The organism is Xanthomonas sp. WCS2018Noco2-27, from assembly GCF_031843525.1.
In the GTDB taxonomy this organism is placed as follows: Bacteria; Pseudomonadota; Gammaproteobacteria; order Xanthomonadales; family Xanthomonadaceae; genus Xanthomonas.
Window position 1 is genome coordinate 15,332 of sequence record NZ_JAVTIK010000017.1, and the last position, 17,007, is coordinate 32,338.

The following is a 17,007-nucleotide window of genomic DNA, read 5'->3' on the forward strand; positions in this document are numbered from 1 at the left end:
GTTACCGGGCCGGGCGTTGTATGGCTGGCGATGGCCGTGCGCAGCGCATCCAACCGCTAAGAGCAGCTAACAAAACTACTGTGCAGCCGCCAGGCGGGCGCGGCCGGTGCTCGGAATCGGCATGTACCACCCGTACACTCCGGTTCCTCCGCGCCGTCCACACCCACCTGACGACTGCTCGCTACGTTTTGTTAGCCGCTCTAAAGCGCGGAGCGTCGGCTGCAGTTTTATTTTTTGGGTTTGCCGCAGGGATAGCGCTTGCGCAGCGCTTCGATGATCAGGCCGGGAGCGGCTTCGTCCAGGCGCGCATCGGGCAGCGCGGTGATATCGGCGATGATCGGCAGCAGATCCGGCGGGCCGGCCTTGCCCGCCGGCATGCACCATTGCGTGCGATAGCTGGTGCTGGCCACGCCGAGCACATAGGCGCCGGCGCGGCTGGCCGAGACCATGACCTTGAGTTCGGGCTGGTTCGGTGCGTTGATCTCCGGCGCCAGCGAGCCATCCAGCCCCGCCTCGATCAATTTGCGTCCGCTGAGTTCCCACGGCTCGAGTGTGCGTGCCGCTGCGGTGGTGGAGAGAACGGTCAGGGCGGCCATGGCCAGCCAGGGAAGGCGACGTAGCATCTGCGCTCCGCAATGAGGGGTGAGTTGCACCATAGCGCGCAAGGCGGCGAAGGGCATGCATGTAACGCCTTGGAGCGCCCCGCGCCGCGACTGCGCGAACAGCAGACACGCGCAGCTGGTGCTCCGCATCGGCATGTGTCAGATAGGCGCCAGTTCCTGTGCGCCGTCCATACCCGCATGCAGCCGTTCTTAGGTTGCGGCCAGGCAGACGCAGCCGTGGCGCATCAGCAACATGCCACGCGTGCTGTGGTGTTGGTGCACGCCGTCCACGCGCCTGATACGTGGCTGCCAGGTGCCGTCAGCCGTTTTTGGGCTTGGGTAGGTGCTCTAGAATGACCGCTTCCGCTGCACTTGGCCCTGTTCCGATGTCTTCCTCTCACGACGCTGCCGCGCCTGCGCGCAGCGGGTTGGTCGCTCTCGCGTTGCTGCTGGTCTATGTGGTCTGGGGCTCGACCTATCTGGCGATCCGGTTTGCGCTGGAAGGCGGCGCGCAGCCGCTGACGATGGTGTCCGGCGCGCGCTTCATCATCGCCGGCAGCGTGCTCTACAGCGTGCTGCGTTGGCGTGGCGTGGCGGCACCGACGCGTGCGCAATGGAAGAACGTGGCCTTGATGGGCGCGGCCTTGTTGCTGCTGGGCAACGGCATGGTGGTGCTGGCAGAGCGCAGCGTGTCTTCGGGCTTGGCGGCCACGTCGGTGGCGTCGGTGCCGCTGTGGATGGCGTTGTTTGGCGCGTTGCGCGGGCAGCATGCCAGTCGTGGCGAATGGCTGGGCATCGTGATCGGATTTCTGGGCGTGGTGTGGCTCAACGCCGGCAGCAGTCTCACCGCAACGCCGGGGGGATTGGTGTTGTTGCTGATCGCGCCGATCGGTTGGGCATTCGGCTCGGTGTGGTCGCGTGGACGCGATCTGCCATCGCCCTTCATGACTGCCGCCGGGCAGATGCTGTGCGGCGGTGTGCTGCTGGTGAGCACCGGCCTGCTGATCGGCGAGCGCCCGCAGGCCTGGCCGACGTCGCAGGGACTATTGGCGGTGGCGTACCTGTGCGTGTTCGGCTCGATCGTGGCGTTCACTGCGTACGTGTGGCTGCTGCATCACGTCCGCCCGGCGCTGGCCGGCAGCTATGCCTACGTCAATCCGGTGATTGCGGTGGCGCTGGGGGCGTGGCTGGGGCATGAGCAATTCACCGCGCACGATATCGGCGCGATGGCGGTGATTCTGGGTGGCGTGCTGGTGGTCACCCTGGCCAGGGCACGGCGATGAGCACGCCTGTGCCGGTGCCGGCGGAGGACGCGCGGCGCGGTCTGTTGATCACCGCCTCGGCCTTCGTGATCTGGGGTCTGGTGCCGCTGTATTGGCATCTGCTCAAGGCGGTGCCATCGCTGCAGATCATTGCGCACCGTATCGTGTGGAGCACGGTGCTGGTGGTGGCGTGGCTGGTGGCGACCTCGGGCCTGCGTTGGTGGCGCACGATTGCCGCGCAGCCGCGCGCGTTGTGGATGCTGGCTGGCAGCAGCGTGGCGATCGCCTTCAACTGGGGCCTGTATATCTGGGCGATCAACGCCGGGCATGTGATCGAAGCCAGCCTGGGCTACTTCATCAATCCATTGCTGAGCGTGTTGCTGGGCGTGCTGGTGCTGAAAGAGCGCCTGCGCGGCATCCAGTGGCTGGCGGTGGTGTGCGCCGCAATCGGTGTGCTGTGGTTGACCATCGATGCCGGTGCGCCGCCGTGGATTGCGCTGGGGCTGGCGGTGTCGTTCGGTATGTATGGCCTGCTGCGCAAGCTGGTGGCGGTGGATGCGGTCGCCGGTCTGGGCGTGGAAAGCGTGTATCTGTTCGTGCCGGCGCTGCTGCTGGCGGGTTGGGGCGAGCAGGGCCACGGCGGCGCGTTCCTGAGCGGCTGGGATCTGCGCACCGATCTGCTGCTGATCTTCGGCGGCGTGGTCACGGCGGTGCCGCTGATCGGGTTTGCGTATGGCGTGCGGCGTATCCCGCTGTCGCTGGTGGGCATCCTGCAGTACATCGGGCCGAGCCTGCAGCTGTTGCTGGGCGTGTGGTTCTTCCATGAGCCGTTCGATCAGGGGCGTGCGATTGGATTCGCTGCGATCTGGGCCGGTTTGCTGCTGTTTGTCGGCGACAGCGTGCTGCGCGCACGGCAGCCGGTGGCGGTGCGCTGAGCGCGTGCCGGCTGCGTCCTGTGCGAAGGACGCAGCGAGTGCTCGATCAGCTACTCGGTACCGGCATCGGCAACGCGATCGCCAGCGTGGAGGCCGGCAGTGCCTGCGGAGCGGGGCAGTGGCCGGGGCTCTGTTGAACCTGCGCCAGCCAGTGGTCGATCGGTGCGCCCAGCAGGTCCAGCCGCAGCGGCAGGCTCAGATGGTTTTCGCCGGGCAACTCGACGTAATGCGCGCGCGTGCTGGCCAGCGCCAGGGCGCGGCCATGCGCCACCGGAATGTGCTGATCGGCATCGCCATGCAGCAGCAACACGCAGCTGCGCGTGTCGGCCAGCGCCTGCGCCACATCGACGTGGTCCAGATCCAGCTTGAGCTGGCTGTCGGCGGCGGCGATCACCGCATCGAGATTCTGGTCGGCATAGCGCCAGCGTGCGTACGCCGCCACCGCGTGCCCGCGCCAGCCGCTGGGCTGGCTGGTCAGCAAGTGCGGCACCATGTCGCGGATGCCGCGCCCGGCATTGGCAAAGGATTCCATCGCCACCACGCCGGCCACGCGCGGGCCGAGTTTGTCGGCGGTGAACAGCGCAGTGGCCGCACCATAGGAAATGCCGAACAGATACAGCGGCCCGTGGATTTCGCCGCGCGGCTGCAGTGCGTTGATGACATCGATCACGTCGTCGGACTCGCGCGTGCCGTAGCCCGATGGCCCACCGCCGGAATGGCCGTGGTTGCGCAGATCGATGGTGATCACCCGATAGCCGGCCTGTGCCAGTTCCAGCGACCACGGCAGCAGTGAATCGCCATCCATCATCCAGCCGTGCAGCAACACCACGGTGCCGCGTGGCGTCGGTGGCGGCACGCGGGGCACGCTGAAGCTGAAGTCCACATCCAGCGCATGCGCCGGGTCGTTGCGCTGTCCCAGGTAGCGGTAGTGCATGGCGTATTGGCCCGGATCGATCGCACGCCAGAAGATCGGCACCGCATCGCGCGTGACCACATGGCCGCTGCGGTTGGGCACCGTGGCGATGGTGGCGGCGATGCGTTCTTCGTCCAGCAACGGCGACACGCCACCGGGCGCGACCAGGCGCTCGCTGAGCGAGGTGGAGGACGAAGAACAGCCGGCCAGCCACAGGCAGGCGCAGGCCAGCAGAAACAGGCGCGTCATAGCGGCACATCGTTGGATCAAACGGCCGAGCAGGCTACGGCCTGCCCGGCCCGCGCATCTACCGCACTGCGGTGACAAAACGATGACAGCCTGCAATACATTCAGTTACTGCAGGCAGCGCTGCGGCGACGGAGGCGGCGACTTCAAATCCCGACGCCCAGCCCCAGGCGGTCCAACAACCAACTGAAACCGGAGAAGCCACGATGCCGCCGCCACCGGCATCGCGCCTTCGCCGTGACCAATCCCCACTCCCACTCCCAAATCCCGGCACTCCAAAGGAGTGCCTACACCTCGCGCAATGCGGTGGTGATCGGCAAGCGCGCCGCGCGCAATGCCGGAAACAGCCCGCCGACCAGGCCAATGCCCAGCGCCCACTTCAAACCGCTCCACAGCAGTTCCGGCGACACCTTGAACTGGAACACCACCTGGCTGAAGTTGTTACCCAGTGTGGAGACGGTGTAGCCGTTGAACACCGCCCAGGCGATCAACCCACCGAGCAGCCCACCCAGCAGCGCCAGCAGCATGGTTTCCAGCATCAGCGCCATGATCACCGGCGTGCCACGAAACCCGATCGCCCGCATCGTGGCGATCTCACGTGCACGCGTGGCCACCGCCGCATACATGGTGTTGAGCGCACCGAACACAGCGCCCACCGCCATGATCGCGCCGATCACCGTGCCCAGGATGCTGATCAGGCGGTTCAACCCGCCGCCTTGCTTGCCGTAATACGCACGGGTGGTTTCCACATCCAGCTTGAGCCGCGGGTCGGCCGCCATGGCCGTCTTGAACTGATCGAAGCCGGCCTTGCCAGCGGTGCGCACGGTGATCGACTGGTACGCGCGGCGGTTGTAGGTGGTGGCTAGCGTCTGCGCATCGGTCCACATCTCAGAATCGTGCGCATCGCCAGAGGCGAACACGCCCACCACCGTCCATTGCTGGCTGCCCAGGGTGAGCGTCTTGCCCAGCTCCAGGCCGCGGAACTGATTCAACGCACCTTTGCCGACCACCATTTCGCGCAGGCCGGTGGTGAAGCGGCGGCCCTGCACGATCTTGACCTTGTCATGCACGCCCCAGGCCTGCTCGCCCACGCCACGCAATTGCGCATTGACATCGGTGCCATCGGAGCGCGAAGCGATGTTGACCACTTGCGACAACTCCGGCGACACCATCGGGCGCCCGTTGGCATCGGTGGCGATCCCCGGCAGGCTGCCGATCAGCGGCACCAGGTCGCGGGTGATCACCGAGTTGGTCTCCGCCTGCGAGCCGCCACGCAAGACAATGGCGGTGGTGTCGTCGCCGGTGCTGTTGAGCGTGGCCTGGAAGCCCTGGCCCATCGCCAGCATCGCCACCAGCACGCCGACCACGCCGGCAATGCCGACCACGATCACCGAGGTGGAGCCCCAGCGTTGCGGCAGGCTGGCGATGCCGATGCGCGCGGCGGCCAGCGACAGGCGGCCGCTGCGCGTGACCACCAACCACACCGCCAGCAGCAGCGCGATCGGCAGCAACCACATCCACGGCAGCGCGATCCACAGCCCCAGGCCGACTGCCAGCAGCACCACGGACAACAAGGTGACGCCACGATCTTTCCATTTGCGTTGCATGTGCATGCTCCTGTCAGCGGCCGGCGAGGGCATCGACGATCTTCAAGCGCTGCGCGCGTAACGCCGGCAGCACACCCACTACGATGCCGATGCCGGCCATCAGGCCGAACGCCACCAGCCAGGTCTGCAACGGCACGGTCTGGGTCGGCATCAGCCCGCCGCTGCGCGCGGATACCGCCGGGATGACCAATTCCGCCAAGCCCATGCCGATCAACCCGCCCAGGCTGATCAACAACACCGATTCGATCATCACCAGGCTCAGCACCGTGCGGTCCTGAAAGCCCAGCGTCTTGAGCGTGGCCAACTCCGGAATGCGCTCGCGCACCGCCTGCGCCATGGTGTTGCCGGTGAGCAGCAACAGGGTGAAAAACACTGCGGCCATGATCGAGGTGACGATCAGCCCGATATCGGCGAACTGCTTGACGAAGGCCTGCTGAAACGCCGATTCGGTTTGCGACTTGGTTTCGTGATCGGAGTTGGCCGACAGCGCATCGATGGCCTGCGCCACGCGCGAAGCCTGGTCGGGGTTGCTCAGGGTCACCGTCAACCAGCTCACTTGATTCTTGATGTAGTCGTTGGATTCGTCGAAGTATTTCCAGTTCATCATCAACTGGCGTTCCTGATTGGCCGCCACGGTGCGATCCTTCATCCGATAGATGCCGACCAGTTGCAACGGCCAATCGTTACTGCCGCCACGCGGAAAGATGGTGGCCTGCAGCGGGATGGTGTCGCCGATCTTCCAGCCGAATTGCTTGGCCAGGGTTTCGCCGACCACCGCACCGGTGCGCGTGGTCTGAAAGGCCTTGAGTTGGTCTTTGGGAAGTGCGTATTCGCTGTAGACGTCGAAAAAGTTCGGCGCCACTGAAAAGTTGGGAAAGAAATTCTTCGGGTCGCGATAGATGCCGCCGAACCACATGGCCGAGGTCACATCGCGCACGCCCGGCACGCCGCGTACCTGCGCTTCCAGGCGGATCGGCAGCGATTGGGTGATCGACAGGCGCGAGGCCACCACCAGACGATTCACTCCACTGACGCTGCCGCCGGAGGTAAACGCCACACGCACCGAATCCAGCATGCCGAATAATAAAAACGCAGCCACCACCGACAGTAGCGTCAGCAAGGTCCGTGTCTTGCTGCGAAACAATTGCGCCCACACCAGCGAGAAATACTTCATGGCAGCGCTCCTTTAGAGCGCGAGTGGCGCGTCGGCCAGCTCGCCCTTGTCCAGATGGATGGTGTGCGTGGCGTACTCGGCGGCCTTGGGGTCGTGGGTGACCATCACGATGGTCTTGCCGTGTTCGCGATTGAGTTCCTGCAACAGGCGCAGGATTTCTTCGGCGTTGTGGCGGTCAAGATCGCCGGTGGGTTCGTCGCAGATCAGAAACGTGGGGTCGGACACGATGGCGCGCGCAATCGCCACGCGCTGCTGCTGGCCGCCGGACAATTCGCTGGGCTTGTGGCTGCGTCGCTCCTGCAGGCCCACCAGGGTCAAGGCGATCTCCGCATTGCGTTTGCGCTGCGCGGCATTGAGCGAGGTCAGCAGCAGCGGTAATTCCACATTCTTCTGCGCGGTGAGCATCGGCATCAGGTTGTAGAACTGAAACACGAAGCCGACGTGGTGGCTGCGCCAGGTAGCGAGCTGCCCACCGCTCATACGGTCGATGCGCTCGCCCTCGATTTCGATCTCGCCACCGCTGGGGCTGTCCAGCCCGCCGATCAGATTGAGCAAGGTGGTCTTGCCCGAGCCGGACGGGCCCATCAACGCGACGAAATCGCCTGCGGCAATTTCCAGATCGATGCCGTGCAGCACCTGCACCTGCTCCGGGCCGCGTTGGTAGGTCTTGGTGATGTTGCGCAAGCTGACGAGAGCGGTCATGGCGACTCCTGGCGATGCAATGGGATAAGGAAGCGATGCGGCACAACAACTGCGATTGCGTGAGTGACGATGCGAGGCACGACGGCGGTGAAGCGATCGATCAGCAGCGTGGTGCTGTGCGGTATGCGCGCGGCGAGCCAGCCGGATCGCCGCGTGCCGCACTCGCGCGACTCCCTGTGTTTGATGCCGTTCGAGGCCCCCTCAAACAGCACATAACACCTGCTGTAAGCGAATGGGCTGGATCGCCTTCCGCTCTCTAACGACGATGTTTCATTGCAACAAGCCCATCCCGATGCGGCGTGATGCTGGCAACACCGATGCCGCGCGCCGCAAGCGATACCGCGGAACAGCGTTGTGCGTGCCGGGCCAGCCTTTACTGCGCAGCATCGGCATCCGCTTCGGCCACGGTGTCGCCATCCTTCAAGGTCGCTGGCGGATTCACTACCACGCTGTCGCCGGCACTCAACCCCGAGACCACCTGGCGATCCTCGCCCATCGTCATGCCGGTGGTGACGGCGCGCTCGCTGACCGCATTGCGCTCGCCGACCACGAAGGCCACGGTGCGCGTGTCGCGTTCCACCAACGCCGCTGCCGGCACGCGCACGCCTTGCGGCTTGGCCGCTTCCTGCGGCTTGGCCTGTTCCAGAAAACTCACCCGCACGCCCATTTCCGGCACGATGCGTGGGTCCTTGACCTTGAGCGCCACGCGCACTTTCACCGTCGCCTTGCCGCGGTCGGCAGTGGGGATGATGGCGATCACTTCGCCGGGAATCTTCCATTCCGGGTAGGCGTTAAGTACCGCTTCCACCGGCATCTGCGGCTGCACACGTCCGATGTAGGACTCACCGACTTCCACTTCGATTTCCAGCGATTCCATATCGACGATGGTGCCGATGCCGGTACGGGTGAAGCCACCACCGGCAGACAGTGGCGAGACGATTTCGCCCGGCTGCGCCGCCTTGGCGGTGACCACACCGGCAAACGGTGCGCGCACCACGTTGAAGTCCGAGCGGATGCCGGCAATGGCCAGTTGATCGGAGGCCACCTGCACGTTGCGCTGTGCGTTCTGCAACTGCGCGCGCAATGCGTCGCGTTGCGCGGTGGCTTGTTCGTACTGCGAGCGCGATACCAGTTGTGCACCCACCAGCGATTGCAGGCGCGTGGCATCGGTGTTTGCCACGGCCAGTTGCGCCTGTATGTTGTCGACCTGGCTGCGCGCGGCCGACACCTGCGATGCAGACAGCGTGCGCTGCGCATCGGCATCCAACGGGTCCAGCGTGGCCATCACCTGGCCCTGTTCGACGCGCATGCCTTCTTCGATCATCACTTCGCGCACCTTGCCGGTGACCTGCGCCGACACCGTGGCCATGCGCCGCGCCACCACGTAACCCGAAGCATCCAGCACCGAGGCGCTGCTACTGCCGGCGCTGATCGCCACCACCGGCGCGGTCTGCACCTTGATCACCGGTGTGCGGGTGAACCACCACGCGGCCGCAGCCAGCACGATGACAATGACGATGGCGGCGATGATCCAGCCGGTGCGGCGCACAGGCGGCGGCGTGGCAGGACGCTGGCGGTCGATGCGGAGTTGCTTGAGCAGATCGGCGGATGTGTTCATCGATAACCAGGACAGAAGGCTGCGCAGAATGTGACTGCCTGCAGGGCGCGCCGCAAGCTGCCGGAAGTCACCAACTGCAGCGAGGCGACCAACGGTAAGCCGGCACGGCGCAACTGCAAGGTGCTGCGCAGCATGCGACCAAGGCCACCGTATCGACCAGTGACAGGTGTCACCTGCACGCCATGACAGGCGCGACTGTGCGCATCGGCTGCAAGCGACCACGCTTGCGCCACCGCCTGATTGCCGAAATCCCCATGCACTGTCTCCGCCAGTCCGACGTCGACGTCCCTGCTGCCGCACCACATCGCACACCATCCACCAGCGGCGGTGACCCCCATGCATGAGACCGCTCGTCCGCCGCGACCTGCCACATGGCGCGCCCAGGCGAACCCGGCAGTGGCAGAATCCGCTCACTCCTACGGATCCATCCCGATGCACCTGAGTCTCCCGGCCTGGCTTCGTCCGGCCGCAAATTCGCAAGTGGCCGCGCGCCTGGCGCAGGGCCAATCGCCCTGGATGGATGCCGTGCACCTGCTGTGGTCGGCCTGGGTGTTTGTGGTGCCGGTGTTTTCTTCGCGCGGGTACGACAGCACCTGGTGGCTGTGCACGCTGTTGTCGTATCCGATCTTCCTGTTGTTGTACGCGCGCATGTTGCTGGCACCGCGCGGCACCCTGTACCGCTATGCCTGGGCGATGGGCGTGCTCAGTGCCGCGCTGCTGCCGATATACGCCTCGGGTATCAGCTATTTCGTATTTGCCTGCCTGAGTCTGCGCCCGTCCACGCGGTATGCGCTGTGGCGGCACTTCGCCATGCTGTTGCTGATGAACGCGCTGTACCTGGGCTGGGCGCGTTGGCTCGGGCTGGGCTGGCAGTCGCTGGTGTGGTTGCCGGTGTCGGTGCTGGGCATGGCGGCGGTCGGCGCGGTGTACAGCATCAACGAACGCAAGGACGCGCTGCTGCAGTTATCGCAAGACGAAGTCCGCCGCCTGGCCGCCACCGCCGAACGCGAACGCATCGGCCGCGATCTGCACGACTTGCTGGGCCATACCTTGTCGCTGGTGGCGCTCAAATCCGATCTGGCCGCACGCCTGATCGAGCGCGACCCGCAGGCCGCACGGAGCGAGATCGATGCGGTGGCGCAGATCTCGCGCGACGCACTGGCGCAGGTGCGGCGCGCGGTCACCGGCATCCGCGCCGCCGGGCTGGTGGCCGAGCTGGCATCGGCCAAGGTGTTGCTGGACATGGACGGTATCGCGCTGGAGCACACGTTGGAGGCGCTGCCGCTGCCGCCCGAACACGAAACCGCGTTGGCGCTGGTGGTGCGCGAGGCGTCCACCAACGTGCAACGTCACGCGCAGGCACGGCGGGTGCGGGTGAGCCTGCGTGCACACGGGCAACAGGCGCTGCTGGAAATCACCGACGACGGCCGCGGCGGGGTGATCGTGCCGGGTAACGGCCTGGACGGCATGCGCGCACGCTTGCAGAGCCTGGGCGGTACGTTGGAGGTAGAGGCGTTGCCACGCGGCATGCGCTTGCGCGCCAGCATGCCGTTGCCCCAGTCGGGGCCGGAGCCGGAGCCGGCAAGCCCGCTATTGTCGGCGCCGCTGATGCCGCAACCGCACTGAGCGCTCCTGGCTGGCGCAGCGCTGCCATGCACGTGATGGGTCAGCGCTGTTATCGTGCTCAGCCGTTGCACACAGACGAGCGCGCGCGATGATCCGGGTGTTGTTGGCCGAAGACCAGGCACTGCTGCGCGGCGCCTTGGTGGCCCTGCTGGGACTGGAAGACGACATCGAGGTGGTTGGCAGCGCCGGCGATGGCGAAGCCGCCTGGCGCGAGCTGCAGCGGCTGCAGCCGGATGTGCTGGTCACCGATATCGAGATGCCCGGGTTGAGCGGCCTGGAACTGGCGCAGCGCATCCAGCGCCAGGCGCTGCCGGTGCGGGTGATGATCGTCACCACGTTTGCGCGCCCGGGCTTTTTGCGGCGCGCGCTGGATGCCGGCGTGGCGGGGTATCTGCTCAAGGATGCGCCGGCCGAACAATTGGTCAGCGCGCTGCGTCAGGTGCATCGCGGCGGCCGGGTGATCGACCCGCAATTGGCGATGGATGCCTGGGTGGAAGCCGACCCGTTGAGCGAGCGCGAACGCACTGTGCTGCGGCTGGCCGGCGAAGGCCGCTCGGCCAGCGAGATCGCGCAACAGTTGCAGCTCTCGCACGGCACCGTGCGCAATTACCTGTCCGAATGCATCGGCAAGTTGGGCGTGGCCAATCGCATCGAAGCGTATCGACTAGCGCGGCAGAAAGGCTGGTTGTAAGTGCCTGCAGGCGGTGCGGTGTGTGATCGCTACTGACGCGTTTCAGCGTGCGCCAATCGAACACTGCTGATCGCAAAGCGGGCGCGGCCAGGGCGTTCAACCGTCAGAGCTCATGCGAACGGTTGGTGGTTTTACTGCAGCCATGCATGGCGTGCGCACGCGCGCGGCATTTTGTAAGCAAGCGCACTGCGACGTTGCATGGAGTGCATGCTTTGCAATCGCTTCGATACGCAACGGCTTGTATCGGCCATGCGCTGCGGAAGCGATCAACAGCTATTCCAAATGCCTGCGAAGGCATGCCGTCGCCGCGCAGGTACACTGCGCAGCGATCGTCGTCATCGCGAGTAACTACATGAAATCTGTGTGGCTGTTGGGCTTGCTGCTGATCTGCGCATTCAACGCATCGGCCGAGCAATTCAAGATTCTGGTGGCGGCCATTCCCAACCAGTATCACCACGATTACATCCCGGTGGCCAAGCCGCAGTTCGAAGCGATGGCACGCAAGCAGTATGTCGAGCTGGTGTGGGCGTGGAATGCCAAGGCCTTCGACGGCGATCTCTCGCAATACGCCGCCATCGTGCTGCTCAATACCCCGGCCACCGATCTGGATCCGGCCCAGCGCGCCAACTTCCAAAAATACGTGCGCAATGGCGGTGGCGTGGTCGCGGTGCACAAGGCGTTTGCGATCAAGCGCGGCGAGTGGGAGTGGTACGACCATCTGATCGGCCGCTCGTTCCGCACTCACCCGTACATGCAAACCGCGATGGTGGATGTGGTGGACGCCAACTTCCCCGCTACCGCTGGCCTGCCCAAGCGCTGGGTGTGGAGCGATGAGTGGTACGAATACGACCCGCCCTACAGCGACGATCTGGTCACGCTACTCACGGTGGATGAAACCAGCTACGACCCCACGCTGATCTGGCCGGGCCAGGTCGCCAAGGGCATGGGCAAACAGCACCCGGTGGCGTGGTATCACCACTTCGAAGGCGGCCGCGTCTTCGCCACCGCCTTAGGCCATCTGGCCGAGGCCTACAACGACCCACGCTATCTGGAGCATCTATACGGCGGCATTTATTGGGCGGCGACCGGGAAGGGCATCCAAGCCTCAGAGCCAGCGGCCAAAACAAAACGCCAGCGTTAAGCACTCACTCCTCTTCCTGCGGGAGAGGAGTGAGAGTAGGGGCAAAATCACTGCAAATGGCGGGGACCAGAAGCTTCGTCCGTACCTTCATGCGCCCCTGCGGGGCAGCCTCTCTCGGCGGGAGAAGGGAGATCAAGCCCCTCTCCCGGCGGGAGAGGGATTGGGGTGAGGGTACGTCCGCGCAGTCAAATCACTCCGTGCAAGACGTCTGCCAACACCCAACCAAACCCATCAACGCGCAGAGCGCTCCCCACGCGCCATGCTGGAAAACACGCCATCGCGGCGTACCCATGCATGGAACAGCGCAGCGCTCAGATGACCAACGACGGTGGCGAACAACAGATACGCCAACCAACCGTGTGCACTGCGTAGCCATGCGTACAGCGCTGGGTCGTGCGGGACGATCGCCGGCAAGTTCGCGCCGGGCCACAGCACGATCGGGTACCCGCCGGCCGAGAGCATCGCCCAGCCGATCAGCGGCATGCCCAGCATCAACGCATACAACAGCCAATGCGAGGCGATGGCGGCGGCCTTCTGCCAGGTAGGCAAATCGGCGGGCAAGGCCGGCGGCCGATGGCGCAGGCGGTTGATCAAGCGCAGCACCGCCAGGATCAGGATCGCAATGCCCAGCGGGCGATGCAGGTCGATCAACCACGGCCGCTGCGTCACCGAGGCCACCATGCCCACGCCGACAAACAACATGGTCAGGATCATCGCGGCCATCAGCCAATGCAGCACGCGCGCGGGCAAATTGAAGTGGGTATGGCGGCTCATTGATGGGCTCCCTGGCCGGTAGCGTCGCTGCCCTTGCCGTTGGCGATCTCATGCTCGCGGCGGTTGAACGACTGCGAATACACCGACGAGCGTGCGGCCAGAATCGGGTCGTTGGAGGCAGCAAGACCCTTGGGCAGAATCAACGGGTCGTAATTCAGGTCGCGGCAGGGGCCGGTGGCTTGCGGCTGCGCATGCTCCAGCGACAGTGTGCCGGCCACGATCTGTTTGCGACTGGCCGGCCAGGGCTGCGAGGGGTCATCCACCGGGTCGCCCGGCTCGGCCACGGTCAGCACCAGATCCCAGCGCAGTGAGCCCTGCGCCAGGCGCGCGTCCAGGTCGGTGGCCAAAAAATCGCCATCGGCCTGTTTGCGCTGTTCGGCGTTCAATTCCTTGAACGGCGTATGCGGGCGCATCGACCAACGGATATAGCGCTCGCGACCATCGCTGGCGATCGCGCGGAACGCGTTGACGCCGTTGTATTGGGTATTGGCCCAGCTGTCTGACCACGGCGCGGTCTTGGCCCACTGCTGAAACTTGGCGGCCTCCGGATACTGCTTGCCGAAGGCAGCCAGTTTCTCCGGGTCCGGTTTGCCGGTGGCCGGGTCCGGCTTGGAGGCCACATTCAAGGCCTGGAAGCCGGCAGGCGTGGCCACCACGAAGAACGGAAAGCTGTTCATCGCGGTGCGCCATTCCTGCCCGTCGTCGCTGCGCAACAGCAGCGCCATGCTGCGCACGCGCGCCGCACCATCGGCACCGTGCGGGTCGCCACCGCCGATCGACATGCGCCCCAACACCGGCGTGCTGGCCTGGCTGAAGATGCGCGCCGACGACACCCAGGTCGCCTTGCCGCTGGACTGGAATTGTCCGCTCACGCACACGCCCTTGCTATGCGCGCGGCGAAAGCCCGGATGCGGCGGCCCGCTGGATTCGATGGTGTCGGTCATGCGCGCAGCGGTGAGCCGGTCGCCACCGATCCACCCGGCGGTCCAGGCAAACGCGATGGCGATGCCACCGGCAATCGCGGCAATGCCCAGCAACGGCAGCACGGGGCTGCGCGTGCGCTGGGGCGAGGGAGGTGGCAACGTCATGGCTGGCTCCGATGTGATGCGATGGACGGCGTGTCGACGGTCGCATGGCCAAGCCTCATCGCTGCGGCCGAGCACGTCTGCACAACATCATCCGCAATGGGCTGCCTCCGGCGCGTGATATCTCGTTGCCGCACCGGCTGGCGGCAATCCTCTAATCGCCCATGCGCAGCAGCGGTGCCGGCACTGCATGGCGGTGTCGCTGCCGGCCGAGCAACGGTTCTACACCGCGCTTGGTGCTGGAGTGGTCCATGGCCGGCGCCGCTCAGTCGGGCGTGCAGCAACCGCAGGTAGCGCGCTACATCACTTCCGACTTCCGACTTCCGACTTCCGACTTCCGACTTCCGACTTCCGGTACGCCGCTCCTGGCGGTAAGCGCCAGGCTCTATCGACGGCTCCTAGCCGCCGTAACGCACCTGCAGCATCGCAAACGCCGAGCGCAGCGCCAGGGCTTCGCCACCGGCGGGGCGACCGGGGCGGTCGCTGTCGTTCCAGGCGTAGACGTCCAGGTGCGCCCACTGCTGCCCCGGCGCCACGAAGCGCTCCAGATACAGCGCGGCGGTGACCGCACCGGCCATGCGCGAGCCGGCGTTGGCCATGTCGGCCACGTGGCTGTTGAGATAGCGCAGGTACGGGCGCCACAGCGGCATGCGCCAGACCGGGTCGCGGGTCTGCTCGCCGGCGCTGATCCAGGCCTGCGCCAGCGCATCGTTGTTGGCGAACAGGGCCGGCAGATCCGGGCCCAGCGCGATGCGCGCGGCGCCGGTGAGGGTGGCGAAATCCAGGATCAGGTCCGGGCGTTGTTCAGTGGCGTAACTGAGCGCATCGCACAGCACCAGGCGGCCTTCGGCGTCGGTGTTGTCCACTTCCACCGTGACCCCGGCGCGCGTGGTGATGACCTCGCCCGGGCGGAACGCATCCGGGCCAACCGCGTTTTCCACCGCAGCGATCAGCAGCGTCAGCCGCACCGGCAACTGCTGCGCCATGACCAGCCCGGCCAGCGCCAGCGCATGCGCCGCGCCGCCCATGTCCTTTTTCATGTTGCGCATGCCATCGGCAGGCTTGAGATCAAGCCCGCCGGTGTCGAAGCACACGCCTTTGCCGACAAGCACCAGATGCGGATGCGCGACATCGCCCCATTGCAGCTGGATCAGCCGCGGCGCGCGATGCGATGCGCGGCCGACCGCATGGATGGTGGGGAAGTTCTGCGCCAGCAACGCATCGCCCACGATCGCCTCGACCTGCGCGCCATGCGCTTGCGCCACTGCGCGCGTGGCATCTTCCAGCTGCTGTGGGCCCATGTCTTCTGTCGGCGTATTGACCCAGTCGCGCACCTGCAGGCACGCCGCGATCAGTGCGTGCGTGGCTGCCGAAGGCGTGGCCGCCAACTCGGCCGGCGCACGCGGCACCTTGCGATATCGCGTAAAGCGATAGGCGCCCAGCCCCCACCCCAGGTGCAGCAGTGCCAGTTCGGCATCGCTCAGGCTGTTGGCCAGCGTCCAGCGGCTGGCCGGCGGCAGCGCCATCGGTGCGTGCGCGTAGGCATACGCGTCGGCGCGGTCGCCGACACCCACGATCGCGCCGGCCAGCCCTTGCTCGCCGGGCAATAACAACACGCTACCCGGTGCGGCATCGAACCGCTGCGCCTGTGCCCAGGACAACGCTCGCGTGGGCTGCTCGGCGCACCAGCGCGCAAAGCCCTCGCGGTCGAGCACATACAGCGGCAACGCGGCGGCGGCGGGATCGGTAAAACCGGTGAGGTGCGACATGGACATCCTTCAATGGCGGTGTGCGCCGTCGGGTTGAACTCAGGCGGGAATGCGGATGCCGTCGCGCGCGGCGCCCGGGTGCGGTTGCTGCGCGTCCAGCCAGTCGGCCAGCCCGGTCATGCTGTCGAACTCCAGGTCCGGCTGCTGGGTCGGATGCGACCACTCCGCGCCGTCGCGATTGATCCAGCATGCACGCAAGCCGGCATCCAGCGCGCCCAGCACGTCCATCCGCACGTGGTCGCCTACATGCAGCACCTGTGCGGGCGGCACGTCCAGACGCGCGCATGCAGCCAGAAAAATGCTGGCCTCCGGCTTGGCGCTGCCGTGCTCGCGCGAGCCCAGCTGAAACGCGAAGTGGTGCATCAGCCCGATGCGCTGCAGATCGGCATTGCCGTTGCTGAGCGCGGCCACCGGCACATGCGCGGCGATGCGTGCCAGCGCGTCCAGCGCATCCGGATAGCATTCCACCTGGTTGCGCGCGGCATAGAACACTTCGTAGGCCGGTTCCACCAGCGCCAGATCGCCGCCGCTCTCGCGCAAGGCCATTTCCAGCGTCAACCGGCGTAGCGCACTGAGGTCGTGATGCAGCTGCGGGTTGTCGGCAAAGCTGCGCTCACGCAGCTCGCGCATCGCCTCCACCGGAAACCGCTCGGCGGTGACTGGGCTGTGCTCGCGCATCCAGTCGTACAGCACCTGGTCGATGCGCGCACCGATCGGTGCGAAGGGCCACAACGTGTCGTCGAGGTCGAGAGTGATGGCGCTGATGTGGAAGCTCATCGCAAGATTTTACGGTCTTGCGTCGGGATTGGGGAATGGGGAATGGCAAGGGCAGGAGCTGCGCTCTACCCATTCCCCACTCCCG

General features: G+C 65.9%; 15 protein-coding genes and 1 other RNA gene. 6 read left to right on the forward strand and 10 right to left on the reverse strand.

All coding sequences use genetic code 11. The annotated features are described in order from the left end of the window. Window positions 1-121 precede the first annotated feature (121 nt). A non-coding RNA gene (locus tag RQH86_RS20010) (sX9 sRNA) lies at window positions 122-197 on the forward strand. 30 nt (window positions 198-227) lie between these two features. Here RQH86_RS20010 and RQH86_RS20015 read toward each other — a convergent pair. Further along, on the reverse strand, window positions 228-656 hold the full coding sequence (locus tag RQH86_RS20015) for a Rap1a/Tai family immunity protein (RefSeq protein ID WP_075286288.1): 429 nt from the start codon (window positions 654-656) through the stop codon (window positions 228-230). Between the two features lie 332 nt (window positions 657-988). Here RQH86_RS20015 and yedA point away from each other — a divergent pair, with 332 nt between their 5' ends. Both yedA and rarD read left to right on the forward strand, forming a co-directional pair. Continuing rightward, a complete protein-coding gene (gene yedA / locus RQH86_RS20020) occupies window positions 989-1,885 on the forward strand; it encodes a drug/metabolite exporter YedA (RefSeq protein WP_115514160.1) in 897 nt (298 codons plus the stop codon). Beyond that, the gene (gene rarD / locus RQH86_RS20025; RefSeq protein WP_311239099.1) at window positions 1,882-2,799 is read left to right on the forward strand and encodes an EamA family transporter RarD; all 918 of its coding nucleotides are present in this window, start codon (window positions 1,882-1,884) and stop codon (window positions 2,797-2,799) included. The genes yedA and rarD overlap by 4 nt, the downstream gene beginning before the upstream one ends. Before the next feature lie 46 nt (window positions 2,800-2,845). Here rarD and RQH86_RS20030 read toward each other — a convergent pair whose 3' ends face one another. From RQH86_RS20030 to RQH86_RS20050, 5 genes are all read right to left on the reverse strand, one after another. Further along, window positions 2,846-3,961, reverse strand: a complete 1,116-nt coding sequence (locus tag RQH86_RS20030) for an alpha/beta fold hydrolase (RefSeq protein WP_311239100.1) — start codon at window positions 3,959-3,961, stop codon at window positions 2,846-2,848. Window positions 3,962-4,245: 284 nt separating this feature from the next. Next, the gene (locus RQH86_RS20035; RefSeq protein WP_311239101.1) at window positions 4,246-5,571 is read right to left on the reverse strand and encodes an ABC transporter permease; all 1,326 of its coding nucleotides are present in this window, start codon (window positions 5,569-5,571) and stop codon (window positions 4,246-4,248) included. 7 nt (window positions 5,572-5,578) lie between these two features. Further along, complete coding sequence (locus RQH86_RS20040) at window positions 5,579-6,739, reverse strand: ABC transporter permease (protein WP_115559242.1); 1,161 nt, start codon at window positions 6,737-6,739, stop codon at window positions 5,579-5,581. Between the two features lie 12 nt (window positions 6,740-6,751). Then, complete coding sequence (locus tag RQH86_RS20045; RefSeq protein WP_055847251.1) at window positions 6,752-7,441, reverse strand: ABC transporter ATP-binding protein; 690 nt, start codon at window positions 7,439-7,441, stop codon at window positions 6,752-6,754. A 373-nt stretch (window positions 7,442-7,814) separates the two neighbouring features. Then, window positions 7,815-9,059, reverse strand: coding sequence for an efflux RND transporter periplasmic adaptor subunit (locus tag RQH86_RS20050; RefSeq protein ID WP_311239102.1), 1,245 nt, complete (start codon window positions 9,057-9,059; stop codon window positions 7,815-7,817). Window positions 9,060-9,491: 432 nt separating this feature from the next. Between RQH86_RS20050 and RQH86_RS20055 the strand changes: the two genes are divergently transcribed. The 3 genes from RQH86_RS20055 (at window position 9,492) to RQH86_RS20065 (ending at window position 12,517) form a co-directional block, all read left to right on the forward strand. Then, on the forward strand, window positions 9,492-10,685 hold the full coding sequence (locus RQH86_RS20055) for a sensor histidine kinase (RefSeq protein WP_311239103.1): 1,194 nt from the start codon (window positions 9,492-9,494) through the stop codon (window positions 10,683-10,685). An 88-nt stretch (window positions 10,686-10,773) separates the two neighbouring features. After that, window positions 10,774-11,376, forward strand: a complete 603-nt coding sequence (locus tag RQH86_RS20060; RefSeq protein ID WP_115514154.1) for a response regulator transcription factor — start codon at window positions 10,774-10,776, stop codon at window positions 11,374-11,376. 352 nt (window positions 11,377-11,728) lie between these two features. Further along, window positions 11,729-12,517: a ThuA domain-containing protein gene (locus RQH86_RS20065; protein WP_104614822.1), complete on the forward strand. Its 789-nt coding sequence runs from the start codon at window positions 11,729-11,731 to the stop codon at window positions 12,515-12,517. Between the two features lie 231 nt (window positions 12,518-12,748). On the opposite strand, the gene RQH86_RS20070 is transcribed toward RQH86_RS20065, so the two are convergent. The 4 genes from RQH86_RS20070 to RQH86_RS20085 all read right to left on the reverse strand — a co-directional run bounded on the left by RQH86_RS20070 (window position 12,749) and on the right by RQH86_RS20085 (window position 16,922). Continuing rightward, complete coding sequence (locus tag RQH86_RS20070) at window positions 12,749-13,291, reverse strand: cytochrome b (RefSeq protein WP_115554825.1); 543 nt, start codon at window positions 13,289-13,291, stop codon at window positions 12,749-12,751. Then, window positions 13,288-14,379, reverse strand: a complete 1,092-nt coding sequence (locus RQH86_RS20075; RefSeq protein WP_311239104.1) for a catalase family peroxidase — start codon at window positions 14,377-14,379, stop codon at window positions 13,288-13,290. Before RQH86_RS20075 ends, RQH86_RS20070 begins: the two co-directional genes overlap by 4 nt. Window positions 14,380-14,774: 395 nt before the next feature. After that, on the reverse strand, window positions 14,775-16,145 hold the full coding sequence (locus tag RQH86_RS20080) for a leucyl aminopeptidase family protein (RefSeq protein ID WP_311239105.1): 1,371 nt from the start codon (window positions 16,143-16,145) through the stop codon (window positions 14,775-14,777). Between the two features lie 39 nt (window positions 16,146-16,184). Then, window positions 16,185-16,922 (reverse strand): HAD-IA family hydrolase, encoded by a 738-nt coding sequence (locus tag RQH86_RS20085; protein WP_311239106.1) that lies wholly within the window; start codon window positions 16,920-16,922, stop codon window positions 16,185-16,187. Window positions 16,923-17,007 lie beyond the last annotated feature (85 nt).

Excerpts from the sequence above, each read along its gene's own strand:
- RQH86_RS20085 (WP_311239106.1), bottom strand. The coding sequence starts at position 16,922 with ATGAGCTTCCACATCAGCGCCATCACTCTCGACCTCGACGACACGTTG.
- RQH86_RS20070 (WP_115554825.1), bottom strand. The coding sequence starts at position 13,291 with ATGAGCCGCCATACCCACTTCAATTTGCCCGCGCGCGTGCTGCATTGG.
- RQH86_RS20055 (WP_311239103.1), top strand. The coding sequence starts at position 9,492 with ATGCACCTGAGTCTCCCGGCCTGGCTTCGTCCGGCCGCAAATTCGCAA.
- RQH86_RS20050 (WP_311239102.1), bottom strand. The coding sequence starts at position 9,059 with ATGAACACATCCGCCGATCTGCTCAAGCAACTCCGCATCGACCGCCAG.
- RQH86_RS20080 (WP_311239105.1), bottom strand. The coding sequence starts at position 16,145 with ATGTCGCACCTCACCGGTTTTACCGATCCCGCCGCCGCCGCGTTGCCG.
- RQH86_RS20045 (WP_055847251.1), bottom strand. The coding sequence starts at position 7,441 with ATGACCGCTCTCGTCAGCTTGCGCAACATCACCAAGACCTACCAACGC.
- RQH86_RS20035 (WP_311239101.1), bottom strand. The coding sequence starts at position 5,571 with ATGCACATGCAACGCAAATGGAAAGATCGTGGCGTCACCTTGTTGTCC.
- RQH86_RS20060 (WP_115514154.1), top strand. The coding sequence starts at position 10,774 with ATGATCCGGGTGTTGTTGGCCGAAGACCAGGCACTGCTGCGCGGCGCC.
- RQH86_RS20030 (WP_311239100.1), bottom strand. The coding sequence starts at position 3,961 with ATGACGCGCCTGTTTCTGCTGGCCTGCGCCTGCCTGTGGCTGGCCGGC.
- yedA (WP_115514160.1), top strand. The coding sequence starts at position 989 with ATGTCTTCCTCTCACGACGCTGCCGCGCCTGCGCGCAGCGGGTTGGTC.
- rarD (WP_311239099.1), top strand. The coding sequence starts at position 1,882 with ATGAGCACGCCTGTGCCGGTGCCGGCGGAGGACGCGCGGCGCGGTCTG.
- RQH86_RS20015 (WP_075286288.1), bottom strand. The coding sequence starts at position 656 with ATGGTGCAACTCACCCCTCATTGCGGAGCGCAGATGCTACGTCGCCTT.
- RQH86_RS20040 (WP_115559242.1), bottom strand. The coding sequence starts at position 6,739 with ATGAAGTATTTCTCGCTGGTGTGGGCGCAATTGTTTCGCAGCAAGACA.
- RQH86_RS20065 (WP_104614822.1), top strand. The coding sequence starts at position 11,729 with ATGAAATCTGTGTGGCTGTTGGGCTTGCTGCTGATCTGCGCATTCAAC.
- RQH86_RS20075 (WP_311239104.1), bottom strand. The coding sequence starts at position 14,379 with ATGACGTTGCCACCTCCCTCGCCCCAGCGCACGCGCAGCCCCGTGCTG.